At 65.0% G+C, this 15,729-nt stretch carries 17 protein-coding genes; 9 read left to right on the forward strand and 8 right to left on the reverse strand.

Annotated features, from left to right (window positions below; all coding sequences use genetic code 11):
* A complete protein-coding gene (locus tag ACEN9P_RS17805; protein WP_495620014.1) occupies positions 1-537 on the reverse strand; it encodes a GNAT family N-acetyltransferase in 537 nt (178 codons plus the stop codon).
* A gap of 196 nt (positions 538-733) precedes the next feature.
* On the opposite strand from ACEN9P_RS17805, the gene rpsP reads away from it, so the two are divergent.
* From rpsP to ACEN9P_RS17835, 6 genes are all read left to right on the forward strand, one after another.
* Complete coding sequence (gene rpsP, locus ACEN9P_RS17810; RefSeq protein ID WP_007865872.1) at positions 734-985, forward strand: 30S ribosomal protein S16; 252 nt, start codon at positions 734-736, stop codon at positions 983-985.
* 29 nt (positions 986-1,014) lie between these two features.
* Positions 1,015-1,623: a ribosome maturation factor RimM gene (gene rimM / locus ACEN9P_RS17815; RefSeq protein ID WP_477660667.1), complete on the forward strand. Its 609-nt coding sequence runs from the start codon at positions 1,015-1,017 to the stop codon at positions 1,621-1,623.
* 86 nt (positions 1,624-1,709) lie between these two features.
* The gene (gene trmD / locus ACEN9P_RS17820) at positions 1,710-2,489 is read left to right on the forward strand and encodes a tRNA (guanosine(37)-N1)-methyltransferase TrmD (protein WP_495620015.1); all 780 of its coding nucleotides are present in this window, start codon (positions 1,710-1,712) and stop codon (positions 2,487-2,489) included.
* A gap of 143 nt (positions 2,490-2,632) precedes the next feature.
* On the forward strand, positions 2,633-2,989 hold the full coding sequence (gene rplS / locus ACEN9P_RS17825) for a 50S ribosomal protein L19 (protein ID WP_074575637.1): 357 nt from the start codon (positions 2,633-2,635) through the stop codon (positions 2,987-2,989).
* A gap of 130 nt (positions 2,990-3,119) precedes the next feature.
* On the forward strand, positions 3,120-3,827 hold the full coding sequence (locus tag ACEN9P_RS17830; protein ID WP_495620016.1) for a CoA pyrophosphatase: 708 nt from the start codon (positions 3,120-3,122) through the stop codon (positions 3,825-3,827).
* Between the two features lie 151 nt (positions 3,828-3,978).
* On the forward strand, positions 3,979-5,007 hold the full coding sequence (locus ACEN9P_RS17835) for a CobD/CbiB family protein (RefSeq protein WP_495620017.1): 1,029 nt from the start codon (positions 3,979-3,981) through the stop codon (positions 5,005-5,007).
* A 31-nt stretch (positions 5,008-5,038) separates the two neighbouring features.
* Here the strand turns inward: ACEN9P_RS17835 and rsgA are convergent, their stop codons facing one another.
* Genes rsgA through ACEN9P_RS17850 form a run of 3 tightly spaced genes read right to left on the reverse strand, consistent with a single transcriptional unit; the run spans position 5,039 to position 7,625 of the window.
* Positions 5,039-6,022, reverse strand: coding sequence for a ribosome small subunit-dependent GTPase A (gene rsgA, locus ACEN9P_RS17840; RefSeq protein ID WP_495620018.1), 984 nt, complete (start codon positions 6,020-6,022; stop codon positions 5,039-5,041).
* Positions 6,019-6,339, reverse strand: coding sequence for a 4a-hydroxytetrahydrobiopterin dehydratase (locus ACEN9P_RS17845; protein WP_477660672.1), 321 nt, complete (start codon positions 6,337-6,339; stop codon positions 6,019-6,021). Before ACEN9P_RS17845 ends, rsgA begins: the two co-directional genes overlap by 4 nt.
* Positions 6,336-7,625, reverse strand: a complete 1,290-nt coding sequence (locus tag ACEN9P_RS17850; RefSeq protein WP_495620019.1) for a M48 family metallopeptidase — start codon at positions 7,623-7,625, stop codon at positions 6,336-6,338. The genes ACEN9P_RS17845 and ACEN9P_RS17850 overlap by 4 nt, the downstream gene beginning before the upstream one ends.
* Before the next feature lie 35 nt (positions 7,626-7,660).
* On the opposite strand from ACEN9P_RS17850, the gene orn reads away from it, so the two are divergent.
* The 3 genes from orn (at position 7,661) to ACEN9P_RS17865 (ending at position 11,770) form a co-directional block, all read left to right on the forward strand.
* Complete coding sequence (gene orn, locus ACEN9P_RS17855; RefSeq protein WP_477660674.1) at positions 7,661-8,224, forward strand: oligoribonuclease; 564 nt, start codon at positions 7,661-7,663, stop codon at positions 8,222-8,224.
* 357 nt (positions 8,225-8,581) lie between these two features.
* Positions 8,582-10,471 (forward strand): DEAD/DEAH box helicase, encoded by a 1,890-nt coding sequence (locus ACEN9P_RS17860; protein ID WP_495620020.1) that lies wholly within the window; start codon positions 8,582-8,584, stop codon positions 10,469-10,471.
* A gap of 387 nt (positions 10,472-10,858) precedes the next feature.
* A complete protein-coding gene (locus tag ACEN9P_RS17865; RefSeq protein ID WP_495620021.1) occupies positions 10,859-11,770 on the forward strand; it encodes a proline dehydrogenase family protein in 912 nt (303 codons plus the stop codon).
* 5 nt (positions 11,771-11,775) lie between these two features.
* On the opposite strand, the gene ACEN9P_RS17870 is transcribed toward ACEN9P_RS17865, so the two are convergent.
* The 4 genes from ACEN9P_RS17870 to ACEN9P_RS17885 all read right to left on the reverse strand — a co-directional run bounded on the left by ACEN9P_RS17870 (position 11,776) and on the right by ACEN9P_RS17885 (position 15,728).
* Positions 11,776-12,672, reverse strand: coding sequence for an NAD(P)-dependent oxidoreductase (locus tag ACEN9P_RS17870; RefSeq protein ID WP_495620022.1), 897 nt, complete (start codon positions 12,670-12,672; stop codon positions 11,776-11,778).
* A 92-nt stretch (positions 12,673-12,764) separates the two neighbouring features.
* A complete protein-coding gene (locus ACEN9P_RS17875; RefSeq protein ID WP_495620023.1) occupies positions 12,765-14,123 on the reverse strand; it encodes an NAD(P)H-dependent oxidoreductase in 1,359 nt (452 codons plus the stop codon).
* Positions 14,124-14,127: 4 nt separating this feature from the next.
* Positions 14,128-15,009, reverse strand: a complete 882-nt coding sequence (locus ACEN9P_RS17880; protein ID WP_495620024.1) for a phytanoyl-CoA dioxygenase family protein — start codon at positions 15,007-15,009, stop codon at positions 14,128-14,130.
* Positions 15,010-15,041: 32 nt separating this feature from the next.
* Positions 15,042-15,728 (reverse strand): GntR family transcriptional regulator, encoded by a 687-nt coding sequence (locus tag ACEN9P_RS17885; protein ID WP_495620025.1) that lies wholly within the window; start codon positions 15,726-15,728, stop codon positions 15,042-15,044.
* Position 15,729: the final 1 nt, after the last annotated feature.

Raw genomic sequence — 15,729 nt, forward strand, 5'->3', positions numbered from 1 at the left:
TTATGCGGCGGGCGGCTCGGGTGGCGGCTGGGTGTCGCCGGCGCCCAGCACTTTTTCCATGATGACGATGTCGCGCCAGGCGCCGAATTTCCAGCCGCAGGAGCGGACGGTGCCGACTTCGGTGAAGCCGAGCGCGCGGTGCACGCCCACCGAGCCGGCATTGGCCGAGTCGCCTATCACGGCCATGGCCTTGCGTATGCCCACGGCTTCAAACCGCGCCAGCAGTTCGGCCAGCAGGGCGCGGCCCAGGCCTTTGCGGTGCAGCCCGGGTGCCAGGTAGATCGAATCCTCCACTGAAAAACGGTAGGCCGGGCGCGGCTTGAACCAGTTGCCGTAGGCGAAGCCGGCGATTTCGCCGTCCTGCTCGGCGACCAGGTAGGGCAGGCCCTTGGACAGCACGTCGGCCCGGCGGGCCGCCTTGGGGGCGGGGCGGGGCGGCTCGGTTTCAAAGGTTCCCGTGCCGTGCAGCACGTGGTGGCCGTAAATGGCGGTGATGGCGGGAAGGTCCTGGTCGCGGCTGGGGCGTATGAGGGGCATGGGGACGGCGCTTGGTTGTGGAGCGGCGGGAGAAGGATGGGGAAAAGGGCGAATTTCCGGTAAAACCGTCCGGCAGGCTATAATCTCAGGCTTTGCAGCAATTCGCTGGCCGGGTGGCCATGTCGTGTGTCTCAAGCGCTGCAGAACATTGGGGTAACTACTTTACCGGTAAGCCCCACCACCCGAAGGATAAATCATGGTCGTCATTCGACTTGCACGCGGCGGTTCCAAGCACCGTCCTTTTTTCAATATTGTTGTGGCTGACAAGCGCGTCCGCCGCGACGGCCGGTTCATCGAGCGCATCGGTTTTTACAACCCGATCGCCACCGGTGGCGAAGAAGGCCTGCGCATTGCGCAAGACCGCCTGACCCACTGGATCGGCGTGGGCGCACAGCCGTCCCCGACCGTGCTGCGCCTGGTCAAGCAAGGCGCCGCCAAGGCCGCCTGAAATCCCCGAAGCTTTTAACCCAAGTTTCGATGCAGCCCGGCCTCTCGCCGTCCGCGGGCTTGACACCTTCAAGCTTGCCGGACGACGCCGTTGAAGTCGGGCGCATCCTGGATGCCTGGGGCGTCAAGGGCTGGGTGAAAATCCTGCCGCACAGCTCTGATCCGGAAGCGCTTTTCGCGGCCAAATCCTGGTTTTTGCAGGCGCCCGACGCCAAATTCCGTCCGGGTTTCACCGTGTTTTCCGGCACCGTCACGCTCAGCGTGGACGAGGCCAAGGTTCACTCCGACTCCGTGGTCGCCAAGTTCGCCGGCCTGGACGACCGCAATGCCGCCGAGGCCTTGCGTGGCGCCCGCATCTTTTTGCCACGCAGCAGCTTTCCCGCCGCCTCCAAGGACGAGTACTACTGGGTCGATTTGATCGGCCTGAAAGTGGTCAACCGCGAAGGTGTAGACCTGGGCCTGGTGCGCGACCTGATGGCCACCGGCCCGCATTCCGTGCTGTGCGTCGAGTACTCCGTCCAGCAGGAGGGCGGCAGCAGCGGCACCGCCGAACGCATGATTCCCTTTGTCTCGGTCTACGTCGACACCGTCGATATCGCGGGCAAATGCATCACCGTGGACTGGCAGCCCGACTACTGAGGCCTGCCGCTTTTTCCGCGGTCTATTTCGGGGCCTTTCCCGGTTCATTTCCCCCCGGCGCCCGGCTCGCGCAAAATAGCCTTCCCATGCGCTTTGACCTGATCACCCTGTTTCCCGAGCTTTTTGCGCCTTTCCTGGCCAGCGGCGTCACGCGCCGTGCTTATGAGTCGGGCCTGGTGCAGGTCAAGCTCTGGAACCCCCGCGATTTTGCGGACGGCAATTACCGCCGGGTCGACGACCGGCCTTTTGGCGGCGGCCCGGGCATGGTGATGATGGCCGAGCCGCTCACGCTGTGCCTCGAAGCCATCCAGGCCGACCGCGCCGCCGCCGGCGCGCCCAAGGTGCCGACGGTGCTGTTTTCCCCCGTGGGCAAGGTGCTTGACCATGCCGGTGTCGAAAGCTGGTCGGCCGGCGCCGGCGCCGTGCTGGTGTGCGGGCGCTACGAGGGGCTGGACCAGCGCTTTATCCAGGCGCATGTGGACCTGCAGATCAGCCTGGGCGACTTTGTGCTGTCGGGCGGTGAAATTGCCGCCATGGCCTTGCTGGACGCGGTGGCCCGCCTGCAGCCCGGCGTGCTCAACGACGAGGGCAGCCACCAGCTGGACAGCTTCAATCCGGCGCTGGACGGGCTGCTCGACTGTCCCCACTACACGCGGCCCGAGAGCTGGCGCGGCCAGCCTGTGCCGGCCACCCTGATGTCGGGAAACCACGCCCATATCGAGCGTTGGCGGCGTGAGCGGCGGCTGGCTTTGACGCAACACGAACGCCCTGAATTGGTGCAAAAAGCGCGTGAGCGTGGGCATTTGAGCGAAAGCGACGAGGCTTTTCTGGCCGATCTGCTTGAAAACCCCGACAAGGATGCTTGAGAAAAGCCCCGGCTTGCTATAATCAAAGGCTTTTCGATCCTCTGGCGGCCACTGCAACCATCTGAATCATCTTCGGGTGAATCCATGGATTTGCGGTCTTTAGCGTAGCGCGTGCATGAACGAAAAAGTTAGATGGAAAAATCATGAATCTGATCCAGACCCTCGAGCAGGAAGAAATTTCCCGCCTCAACAAGACCATCCCCGCATACGCCCCTGGCGACACCGTCATCGTGAGCGTGAACGTGGTTGAAGGCAACCGCAAGCGTGTGCAGGCTTTTGAAGGCGTGGTGATTGCCAAGCGCAATCGCGGCCTGAACTCCAGCTTCATCGTCCGCAAGATCTCCAATGGCGAAGGCGTCGAGCGCACCTTCCAGGTGTACAGCCCGCTGATCGCCAAGATTGAAGTCAAGCGCCGCGGTGATGTGCGTCGCGCCAAGCTGTACTACCTGCGTAGCCGCAGCGGCAAATCCGCACGTATCAAGGAAAAGCTGGGCGCCTGATCTGCCGGTCCGGCCCGGCCGGACCCAGGGCAGCCCCAACAGCCCCTTTAAAAAAGCCGCTCACCGAGCGGCTTTTTTTATGTCCTGGGGCCCCAAGCCAACAACCCACAGCCCCACGCCGACGCGCTCCATGAACTCCTACAAGCCGCTGCCCAAGTTTGACCCGCGCAGCATCCCGGTACTGGGCATTGACGACCACCTGGCGGGCGTGCCGCTGGAGCGGCTGTCGCCGCAGGCCCTGCGCGAGCGCTTCCGGCATCCGCCGGTCTGGACACCCGAGCACAGCGTCGAGAAAAAATTCACCGACCGCACGCCGGCATTGGCGGCCGTCCTGGTGCCGCTGGTCATGCGCGATGAGGTGACTTTGCTGCTGACCGAGCGCACCACCAACCTCTCCACGCATTCCGGCCAGGTGGCCCTGCCGGGCGGCCGCACCGACGACACCGACCGCGACGCGGTCGACACCGCCTTGCGCGAAGCCCAGGAGGAAATCGGCCTGCCGCGCGGCCATGTGGAGGTGCTGGGCACCTTGCCCACCTACGTCACGGGAACGGCCTTCATCATCACGCCGGTGGTGGCGCTCGTGAAACCCGGCTTCGCGCTGCAACCCAACCCCGGCGAGGTCGCCGACGTGTTCGAGGTGCCATTGGGCTACCTGATGAACCCCGCCCACCACCGCCGCCACGAGATGGAGTTCGACGGCGTTATCCGGCAATGGCTGTCGATGCCCTACTCCGATCCTTCCAGCGAAGCGGACAGCGGCGAAGCCCGCGAACGCTACATCTGGGGCGCCACCGCCGGCATGCTGCGCAACCTCTACCGCTTCTTGAGCGCCTGAGGCCACACCCGCCCGTAGAGAGGAGCCGGGTTGTCTTCAGGCCAGCAGGGGCCGCGGAACCGGCTTCGCCGGGCCGCAGGCGCAGCGGCCCCCTCGGGGGGCAGGGAGCGACACGCAGTGCGCGACCGTGGGGGCCGGATATGATTCACGCATGAGCTTTCTCGCCGTTTTGTTTGCACTCATCATCGAACAGGCCCGGCCGCTGGCCCGCGGCAACTGGGTTCATGCAGGCTTTCGCGGATGGGCGCGCTGGACCAACCGCAGCCTGGACGCAGGCAAACCCCAGCACGGCTGGATCGCCTGGACGGTCGCCGTCCTCGTGCCGGCGCTGGTCACCATGCTGATCCACTGGCTGCTCTGGAGCATCAACGTCGTGCTGGCCTTTGCCTGGAGCGTGGCGATTCTTTATGTCACGCTGGGTTTTCGCCAGTTCAGCCACTACTTCACCGACATACGCGACGCGCTCGACGACGGCGACGAGGCCACGGCGCGCGAGCTGCTCGCGCAGTGGCGCCAGGTGGACGCCAGCGAACTGCCGCGCAGCGAAATCGTGCGCCACGTCATCGAGTATTCGGTGCTGGCCGCCCACCGCCATGTATTCGGCGTGCTGGCCTGGTTTTCAGTGCTGGCCGCGCTGGGCCTGGGCCCCGCGGGCGCGGTGCTTTACCGCATGAGCGAATTCGTCTCGCGCTACTGGGCTTACAAGCGCAAAACCGCCGCCGCGGCGGGCGAGGGCGCCAGCATGGCGCTGCAGCTGGCCGCCAGCCGCGCCTGGGGCGTGATCGACTATGTGCCGGCGCGCGTCACTTCGCTGGGTTTTGCGGTGGTCGGCAGTTTTGAGGACGCCATCGACGCCTGGCGCAACTACACGCAGCGCTTTGCGGCCAATGCGCCGGCCGCCGCCGAAAACCGCAACGACGGCATCATCCTGGCCGCCACCTCCGGCGCCGTCAACGTGCGCCTGGGCGGCGAGGCGCTCAAGGCCACGTTCTCGCCGAACACCTCCCAGGGTTTCCAGGCCGGCGGGCTGGACTCGGAAGACAGCATCGCCACCGAGGCCACGCCGGGCCGGGAACCCGAAATCGCGCACCTGCGCAGCATCGTGGGGCTGGTGTGGCGCTCCGTGGTGCTCTGGATGGTGCTGCTGGCCTTGTTGACGCTGGCCCGACTGTTGGGTTGAGCGGCGCGGCGGCCCATCGGGCCGCCGGGTTTTAATAACGGCTCTGCGAAAGCTCCGCGAACAGCTCGCTGTACAGCCGGTAACGGTTGGCGCTGATGCTGCTGGGGTGGTCGCTTGCATTTACCTTGGCAATCACTCCGCAGCCCGGCTCATGCAGGTGGGTGCAGTTATAAAACTTGCAGTCCTGCGCATGAAGCCTGAGGTCCGGCATGTAGCCGGCCAGGCGCATGGGCTCTATGTGGTGCAGGCCGAATTCCTGGAAGCCCGGCGAATCGATCAGCGCCGTGGCGCGCGTGTTGCCGTCCCCGGTTTCCACCCAGTACAGCGTGGTGCTGGTGGTGGTGTGCTTGCCCGAATTCAGCGCCTGCGAGATCTCCGCCGTCAGCACACGCGCATCGGGCACCAGCAGGTTGGTCAGGCTGCTTTTGCCGGCGCCCGAGGGGCCCAGCACCAGGGTTTTTTTGCCGCGCAGCAGCTCGACCAGTTCATGCAATTCCGTGGCCTGGGTATTCGCCGGCCTCGATGCTTCGACCTTGGGCTTGATCGCCAGCGAAAGCATGCGGTAGCCCATGGTGCGGTAGGGCGCCAGCTTCGCCCAGGCGCGCGTGAAAGGCTCGCCCAGGTCGCTTTTGTTCAGCGCGATGACGGGGGTGATGCCTTCGGCTTCGGCGGCGATCAGCGCGCGGGTCAGCTGGCTTTCCGAAAATTCAGGCTCTGCCGCGATCAGGATCAGCACCTGGTCCAGGTTGGCCGCGAAGGACTTGGTGCGCATCTCGTCCTGCCGGTAAAACAGGTTGCGGCGCTCCTCGATTTTTTCGATGGTACCTTCGTCCTCCGAAGCCAGCCAGCGGATGCGGTCGCCGACCACGGCCTGGCTTTTTTTGCCGCGCGGGTGGCAGATCAGGCGTTCGCCGGTTTCGGTTTCCACCAGCACATGGCGGCCGAAGCCGGCCACCACCAGCCCCGGCTGCGTTCCCGCGATGGGGGCCGCGGCGGGGCGCCGGGGTTTGCTCAAGCGAGCAGGGCGTCTGCCTTGGACGCGCAGAAGAAGTCGCTGACGGAGATGCCGTCCACATCGTGGGTGTTGAAGCGCACCGTGCACTTGCCGTAGCTCACCGCGAGGTCGGGATGGTGGTCCTCGGCGTTGGCGATAAAGGCCAGCGCGTTCACGAAGGCAATGGTCTCATAGTAGTTCTTGAAGCTGTAGGTTTTTTCCAGCGAGCCGTCGATCAGGCGCCAGCCCAGGGCCTGCTCGCCGTTGAGTTTGCTCAGCTGCGTGACGATTTCGGTGGCGCTCAGGGCGCGCCGGTTCTGGTGGATGGGGTTGCTCATGTCGCGGCACTTTCAAGGGAAGGGGTCATGCGGCCCAGCCGCTCGGAGGCGGGAGGGTGCGAGTAATAGAACTTCACGAACACCGGGTCGGGTGTCAGCGTGCTGGCGTTGTCCTTGTAGAGCTTGAGCAGCGCGCTCTGCAAATCCCTGCCGTCGGTCTGGGCCACGGCATAGGCGTCGGCCTCGAACTCGTGCTTGCGCGAGAACTGCGCGAACACCGGCGAGATGAAAAAACTGAAAAGCGGCACCACCAGCAGGAACAGCAGCAGGGCCAGCGCGTCGTTGGCGCCGTTGAGATTCGGCCGCACGCCCAGGCCGGTATAGAACCACACCTGCGACGACAGCCAGCCCAGCAGCGCGAAGCCGGCCAGGCTCATGGCGAACATCGAGACGATGCGCTTGATGATGTGCTTGTGCTTGAAATGGCCCAGCTCGTGCGCGAGCACGGCATCGACCTCGCCGGGGTTCAGCTGCTTGAGCAGGGTGTCGTAAAACACCACGCGCTTGGCCGCGCCGAAACCCGTGAAATAGGCGTTGGCATGGGCCGAGCGCTTGCTGCCGTCCATCACGAACAGGCCCTTGGCCGCGAAGCCGCAGCGCTGCATCAGGGCCGTCACGCGCGCCTTCAGTGTTTCATCCTCCAGCGGCTTGAACTTGTTGAACAGCGGCGCGATCACGGTGGGGTAGAGCACCAGCACCAGCAGGTTAAAACCCATCCAGGCGCCCCAGGCCCAGAGCCACCACAGGCGCCCCGCGCTGCCCATCAGCCACAGGATCAGCGCCACGATGGGCAGGCCTATGACCAGGCCCACCAGCGTGGATTTCACCAGGTCGGCCAGCCAGAGCCTGAAGCTCATCTTGTTGAAGCCGAAGCGCTCCTCGATGCGGAAGGTGCTGTAGAGGGTAAAGGGCAGGTCCAGCAGGCCGCTGACGAGGCCGAAGGCGGCCAGCAGGGCCAGCTGCGGCGCCAGCGCGCCCCAGGCTGCCAGGCCGGAGCCGGCCAGCGCCTGGTTCAGCGTGTCGATTCCGCCCAGCAGCGTCCAGCCCAGCAGCACGGCGGAGGCGAAGGCCGTCTCCAGCAAGCCGAAGCGCGCCTTGGCGATGGTGTAGTCAGCCGCTTTCTGGTGGGCTTCAAGGGAGATGGTGCCGGCAAAGGCCGCGGGCACGGCGCCGCGGTGGCGCGCCACGTGGCGGATCTGCCGCGAAGCCAGGTAGAACTTCGTGAGCAGGCCCAGCACCAGCAAGGCCGAGAATACCCCGGTGAAAACAAGCGAATAGTCGGTCATAGCGGGCAGTTTAGGCGATCAGCGAGAATCTCGGCATGCCCGAAATTGAAACCACACTCAAAAAATCAGACCAGAACCTTGTCTGGCTGGACTGCGAAATGACCGGGCTGGACCCGGAAAAAGAGCGCCTCATCGAAATCGCCGTGATCGTGACCGGCCCGCAGCTCACACCGCGCATCGAAGGCCCGGTCCTGGCGATCCACCAGACCGACGAATTGCTGGACCAGATGGATGCCTGGAACAAGGGCACCCACGGCCGCAGCGGCCTGATCGACAAAGTCAAGGCCAGCACCGTGGATGAGGCCGACGCCGAGGCGCAGATACTGGCCTTCCTGGCCCAGTACGTGCCCAAGGGCAGTTCGCCCCTGTGCGGCAACACCATCAGCCAGGACAGGCGTTTCCTGGTCAAGTACATGCCCAAGCTGGAAGCCTTTTTGCACTACCGCAACGTCGACGTCAGCACCTTCAAGGAACTGGCCAAGCGCTGGCGGCCCGAGGTCTATAGCGCTTTCAAGAAGCGCCAGAGCCATACGGCGCTGGCCGATGTGCACGAATCCATCGACGAGCTGGAGCACTACCGGGAACACTTCCTGAAGTGATTCTTTGGCTGGTTTCGTCAGGCTGGGTAAGCGAAAGCTGCTCCTGAAATGAGAGCGCCTGGAGGGTCCGACAGCCTTTAATCCAGCGGGGGACTGGTAGAAACCCGTAAAGCACGCTATAATCGTGGGCTTGCAGTTGCACAGGGTGCGCTGCATTTGTACATCTACCTCACACTTTTGGACTCCAACAACGGAGTCACCGCTTCGGGCACAGCGTCAAGTTTGCCGCCCGGGCTGCATATTCGTTTGATGGTTGATGTTTTATTAACCATGAACGAAGCCTTCCGCATCGCGGGAGGTGAAGTTTCCTGTTCCCTCGCCAAAAGCGCTGCGAACAGGTGATTAGTGAGAAAAAACATGACTGACTCTTTTGAGGCTCGTGGCGACTTTTTGCCTGAAGCCATTGCCAACGACAACAACGACACCGCTTTCAACGCCGTTCCGGATTTTTCCGACGCACCTGAGGCCTCCACTTCGCTCGACGCAGTCGTGGCCGAACCCAACGGTTTTGTAGCGCTTGGCCTGGCCAAGGAACTGCTGCAGGCCGTCGCCGACATGGGTTTTACCAAGCCCACCGCGGTTCAGATGGCGACCATCCCCAAGGCCATGCAGGCCCTGGATGCCGATCCCAAGGCCGCCAAGTTCACCGACCTGCTGGTCTCCAGCCAGACCGGCAGCGGCAAGACCGCCGCTTTCCTGCTGCCCGTGCTGCACACCCTGCTCAAGCAGCAGGAAGAAGCCGAGCGCTTTGAGCGCGCCGAGTTCGAACGCCTGAGCGCTGAAGCCGTCGCCCGCGGCGAAGCGCCGCTGAAAAAGCCCAAGCGCAAGGACCCGACCAGCCCCCGCAACTTCAAGGCCGCCACGCCCGGCGCGCTGATCCTGTGCCCCACGCGCGAGCTGGCCCAGCAGGTCTGCGCCGACGCGATCGACCTGGTCCGCCATTGCCGCGGCTTGCGCATCGCCAACGTCGTTGGCGGCATCCCTTACCAGCTGCAAATCGCCAAGCTGCAGAACGCCAACCTCGTGGTCGCCACGCCCGGCCGCCTGCTTGACCTGCAGCGCAGCATGCAGATCAAGCTGGACCAGGTGCAGTTCCTCGTTGTCGACGAAGCCGACCGCATGCTGGACCTCGGCTTTGCCGACGACCTGACCGAAGTCAACCAGCTCACGATAGAGCGCAAGCAGACCATGATGTTCAGCGCCACCTTCGCGCCGCGCATCATGCAGCTGGCCACCCGCGTCATGCGCACGCCGCAGCGCGTCGAGATCGATTCTCCGCACGAAAAGCACACCTCCATCACGCAATCGCTGCTGTGGGCCGACAACATGACCCACAAGCGCAAGCTGCTGGACCACCTGCTGCGCGACACCACCATCAACCAGGCCATCGTGTTTGCGAGCACCCAGGTTGAGTGCGACGGCCTGGCCAACGACCTGGTCCAGGAAGGCTTCAGCGCCGTGGCGCTGCACGGCGCGCTGAGCCAGGGCCTGCGCAACCGCCGCCTGATGGCTTTCCGCGACGGCCGCGTGCAGGTGCTGGTGGCGACCGACGTGGCCGCCCGCGGCCTGGATGTGCCCACCATCACCCACGTGATCAACTACGGCCTGCCCATGAAGGCCGAAGACTATGTGCACCGCATCGGCCGCACCGGCCGTGCCGGCCGCGAAGGCAAGGCCGTCACCATCGCCGAGTTCCGTGATCGCCGCAAGATCCAGGACATCGAGCACTACATGCAGCAGAACCTCAAGCCCAGCGTGATCGCCGGCCTGGAGCCGCAGCAGCGTTTCGCACCCACCTCCGATCGCCCGCGCGGCAATTTCGGCGGTGACCGCGGCGGCCGCAGCTTCGGCGGCGGTGATCGCGGCGGCTTTGCCGGCCGCAAGCCGGCCGGTGGCTTCAGCAACGGCGGCTTTGCCGGCTTCGGCAACAACCGCTTCGAGCGCGACGACCGCGGCTCCTTCCAGGGCCGTCCTCCCGCACCGCAGGGCAACGGCTATGCCGACCGCTCCGGTTTCAACGACCGCGGCCCGCGCCGCCAGGACGACCGCGGCGGCTTCGGCGGCGGCCACAACGCCGGCTTCGCTCAGCGTGATGACCGCAATTTCGGCGCGCGCAACGAAGGCTTCGCACCGCGCCCCGACTTTGCCAACCGCAAGCCTGGTTTTGCCAAGCCCGCCGGCAAGGTGTTTGTGCCCCGTGATGCGGCCAAGAAGGGCGGCAAGTTCTCCAAGCCCGTGCGCGACTGATCTTTAGCGTCGTCACCACGGCAAACAAAAAAAGCCGCTGCAGGCATTGTCTGCAGCGGCTTTTTCTTTTCCGCATCGCGTACCTGGGCCGCGCCCGGGTCGGCCAGTGCGGCCGCCCAGACGCTATGATGCGATGGCGGTGCCGGCAGTCCGGCGCCCCTCCAAAAAACATAGACATGTACGCAGCCGCCTGGCCCCCTCTTTCAAAGAACTGAAATCTTGCTTCTGCCAGCGCCCGGGCATTTGTCCTGACGTACCGCAGAAGTATTGCCCGCATCCCGCTGGATAGCTTCCCGGCCGGTGTGCTCGATCACGACCGCCCTTTCGATTGACGACGATCCACGTCGTGCCCGCGGTCTTGTCCATTTCATTTCTTTGGAAACTGTCATGTCCTTGTTCAATACCTTGATGGCTTCGGCCATTGCCCTGGCGCCGCGCGCGCTGGTTCGTAAAATCTCACGCCGTTATATCGCCGGTGACACTGTGGCCGATGCAATTGAGCGCGTTGCAGCGCTCAATGCCGCCGGCTTTGCCGCGACGGTCGACGTCCTGGGTGAAGCCACCGAATCACTGCCTCAAGCCGACGCTACGACCCGTGAATACCTCAAAGTGCTCGAAGCGATCGCGCATGAGGGCTTGCGCGCCAATATCTCGGTGAAACCCACCGCGCTTGGCCTGTTGCTCGGTGAAGCGCACTGCGAGCGCAAGTTCGAGTGCCTGCTTGACGCCGCCAAGGCTCATTCCATCTTTGTGCGCATGGATATGGAGGATGCGAGCTGCACGCAGCGTGAAATCGATCTGCTGCTGCGCTTGAAGAGCCGCGGATACGGCAATGCCGGCCTCGTGTTGCAGGCCTATCTCAAGCGCACCGCCGCGGACATCGATTCCTTGCTCGGTGCGCGTGAAAACCTGCGTATCTGCAAAGGGATTTATGTCGAGGATCGCGAGCATCTTGTGGAGGGCGCCTGGCAAGACCGGCGCGCGATCAATCCGCACTTCCTGCGGCATGTCGCGTCTTGTTTCGACAGCGGCACTTTTGTCGGTGTCGCGACCCACGACGAGGAGCTCGTCGACCAGGTAATCGCATTGGCGCAGCACCGGCAGATGGCCCGCACGGCGTTTGAATTCCAGATGCTGCTCGGCGTGCAGGAAGGCCTGCGCGATCGCCTGCTCGCCGAAGGCTACGCCGTCCGCATCTACGTGCCTTACGGCAGGGACTGGTACGCCTACAGCATGCGAAGGATCAAGGAAAATCCCCGCATCGCCGGCTACCTGCTGCGCGCGCTGTTGACCCGCTGACGGGGTCAGCTCATGCCGTTGCGGCTGGCCAGCTCGACAAACAGCGCCGACTGGTCCAGCTCGGTCAGGCCGTTCTCCACGCCTTCGGCATAAAGCCGCTCGAACAGTGCCGTGATGGGCGCCTCAAAACCGATCTCCTGCGCTGTGGCCAGCGCATTGCGCATGTCCTTGAGCTGGATGTCCATGCGCGCGCGCGGCGCGAAATCGCGCTCCAGCATGCGCTGGCCGTGCACTTGCAGCACGCGGCTGCCGGCAAAGCCGCCGGTGATGGCTTCCTTGACTTTTGCCATGTCGGCCCCGCCGCGCGAGGTGAACAGCAGCGCTTCGGCCACCGCGCCTATCGTGATGCCCACAATCATCTGGTTGGCCAGCTTGGTGAGCTGGCCGCTGCCGTGCGGCCCCACGTGGGTCGCGCGGCCGAAGTGTTGGAGCACCGGCAAGGCCCTGGCGAAATCTTCCGCCTTGCCGCCGGCCATGATGGCCAGCGTGCCGGTTTCCGCGCCGCCGGGGCCGCCCGACACGGGTGCATCGAGATGCGAAATGCCCAGCGCACCCAGGCGCGCCGCATGGTCGCGCGCTTCGCGCGGCTGGATGGACGCCATGTCGAGAAACAGGGCCCCCGGTTTCATCGCGGCGGCCACGCCTTGCGCGAACAGGACCTCCTCGACCACCGGGCCGTTTTCGAGCATGCTGATGACGATGTCGGCGTTCGCCACCGCGGCGGCGGCGCGCGCGTGGACGGCGGCGCCCAGCGCCGCCAGCGGGCCGGCCTTGGCCGGGGTGCGGTTCCACACCTGCGGCGTGCAGCCGGCCGCGCAAAGCCGCCCGGCCATGGGAAGCCCCATGATGCCCGTGCCCAGGAAGGCAATGCGGGGAAGGGGCGTGTCGCTGGCGGTGGTCATTCGTGTCCTCACAATGGCTTTCAGCCATCATGAGGCCGGCTGCGCGAGAAGGCTGTCAGCGAGCTTTCTAGGCAGCGTTTCCAGATGTATTTTTACGCGGCTTTTTTCAGGGCCGGCGCGAACATGGCTTCCATTTCCTGCCGTACTTTGAACGCGGGCGTGGAGGTGTCCATGGCCACATCGTCCCAGCTCAGGCTCTGGCCCTTTTTGACCGCGCGCACCACCTTGACCTGGTGCGCCAGGCCCAGCGGCAGGCCGCCCATCTTCATCGAGGTGCCGGCCGGCAGCAGCTTGCCCCAGACGGTATAGCCGCCTTCGCCGTCCAGCATGTCGCCGGGCTGCAGGTCGCGCTTGGCCGTGGCTACCACGTCGGCGTTCCAGCAAGTCGCCACGCCGGTCGGCTCGCCGCGCAGCGCGACGCTGGCGACCGAGACGCCGACCTCCAGGCCTATCAGGTGCCAGCGTTTGTACAGCGTGAAATAGCGACCGCTCGGGTCGGTGTGCGCGTTGTATTCCTCAAAGCAGTTCTTGATGTAGTCGGTCTCGGCCTCCACCGTGACCCAGACGCCCATGCGGATGTCATAGGGAATCTTGCGGCCGTTGGCCTCCAGCGAAGAGATGACTTCCACCATGCCCTTGCGCTCCAGCACGCCGCCCTCGCTGATGGGGCGTGTGACGTAGGGAATGTCCTCCACGCTGGCCGGCGGGTAGAGCAGGCCGTTGCTGGGCACCGTCAGGCCCGTGGCGTTGGCCACAGCGGTGGATTCGATGGAAGGCTTGGAGCCGTCAAGGAAACTGTTGAACATCTTCGGGTTCAGCCCGCCGCGCGCGGCCTGCTCGGGCGTGAGGCCGTAGTTGCCCCATACCGTCTCGGGCGTGGATTCGCAAAAATGCGGCAACCACTTGTGGCCGCGGCCCGCCGCCACCACCGGGAAGCCGCAGGTGCGCGCCCAGTCCACCAGGTCGCAGATCAATGCCGGCTGGTCGCCGAAGGCCAGCGAATACACCACGCCGGCCTCCGCCGCCTTGCGCGCCAGCAGCGGGCCGCAAAAGGCGTCGGCCTCCACGGTGACGTTGACCACATGCTTGCCGTGCGCAAAAGCCTGCAGGCAATGCTCCACCGCGGCAATCGGGTTGCCCGTGCATTCCACAATGATGTCGATCAGCGGGTGCGTGACCACCGCCTGCCAGTCGTCGGTGACCCAGGTCGTGCCGGCCTTGATCGCCGCCTGCGCCGAGGCGGCCTGGGCCATCTCGGGTTTCCAGCCCACGCGCGCGAGGTTGGTGCGCGCCGCGTCTGGCGAGAGGTCGGCAATCGCCACCAGGTGCACACCCGGCGTGCGCGGGATCTGCGCGAGGTACATGGAGCCGAACTTGCCCGCGCCTATCAGGCCTATGCGCACCGGTTTGCCCTCAGCCGCGCGTTGCTGGAGTTTGCTGTAAAGGTTCATGGCCTCAGGCCGCCTTGCGCTCGGGCGCGATTTCTTCCATCGAGGTTTGCAGCGCCGTGGCCGGCACGCCGTCCTTCCAGGGCAGGTCCACCGGGTAGTCCTTGAGCAGGCAGTCGTCGGGCAGGCAGCTGATGGGGGTGAAGTCGCGGTGGGCGATGTACTCGGGGCGCTTGTGGCGGCGTATGTGGTTGCTGACGGCGCACAGGCTCAGGTAGACGCTGACCCGGTTAAAGGGCGAGAGGTTGCTGCCCGAGGCATGCACCAGGCAGGAGTGGAACAAGATCATGGAGCCGGCCGGGCCCTTGGGGCTGACGATGCCGCCTTGCTTGCCGCCGGCGCGCTGCACCAGCTGGCGTATCAGCTCGTTGTCCACCGTCCACAGCGGGTAGCTGGTGGTGGTGAGGTCGTGTTTCGCATCGACCACGCCTTTTTTGTGGCTGCCGGGGATGAACATCAGCGGGCCGTTGTGCTCGGTCACCTCGTCCAGGAAGATGGCCACGTTCATCGCGCGCTCGGTCGGCATCATGTCGTCGTTCAGCCAGGTGCCGTAGTCCTGGTGCCATTGCCAGACGTCGCCTTCAAACGCCATCTTGCCGTTGATCTTGAACTGGTGCATGTAGAGCTGCTCGCCCAGCAGGTCTTCCACCGGCTCCACCATGCGCGGGTGCCGCGCCAGGCGCGCAAAGGGCTCGCTGTACATATGCGCCGCGAAGTTGGTGCGCACCGCGTCCTTGCCCTTTTCGCGGATGTTGTAGTTCTCGTGCCGGCTGTAGAGCTCGGGCACGGCGTCATTGAGCACCTGGATTTCCTCAGGCGTGAACAGGCCGGGGAAAAACAGGTAGCCGTCGCGGTCGAATTGGGTAAGTTGTTCGGGGCTCAGTCTCATCGCATGTCTCCTTCGGTAGTTGTTCGTGCGCTTCAGGGGGCGGTGGACGCGGCGGGCCGGGCCAGGGCGCTGGACAGCAGCCTGGCCAGGTTGTGGCCTGCTTCCTCGCCGTGCTCGCGTATCAGGGCCTCGGCCGTGTCGGCGTCGCCGGCGGCGATGGCTTGGGCGATGGCTTCATGTTCGTCCCAGATCGATTCGCGCATGGTCGACAGCTGCAGCACCGCGCCCATGGCGCGGCGTATGTGGTGCCAGTGCAGCTGCGCGCTCTGGGCGATCAGCGGGTTGCCCGAGGCTTCATAAATCGCCGCGTGAAAGCGAGCGTCGGCCGCCATCATGGCCTTGACGTCGCTGCCGCGCGCGGCTTCGCGGCCCTGGCTGACAAGCTGCGGGTCTAGCCGGGCATGCGCCTGCGCGGCCAGGCGGGCGGCTAGCGCATCGAGCGCGCTGCGCACCTGGTAAATCTGCACCAGCCAGGCTACATCCAGCGGCGCGACCAGCACGCCGCGGCCCGGCGCGTCCAGCACAAAGCCGTCTTTTTTCAGCAGGCGCAAGGCTTGCAGCACCGGCTGGCGCGAGACCGCGAGTTGGGCGGCGATCTCTTCCTGCGTGATGCGCGCGCCCGGCGCCAGCGAGCCCTCACTGATGGCGTCCAGCAGGTTGCGGTAGACCTGGTCGACCAGGTCGGGGGTGGATTCGATTTTGATCAGCTGGGATGGCATA

It is taken from the genome of Polaromonas sp. Polasp52 (genome assembly GCF_059491565.1).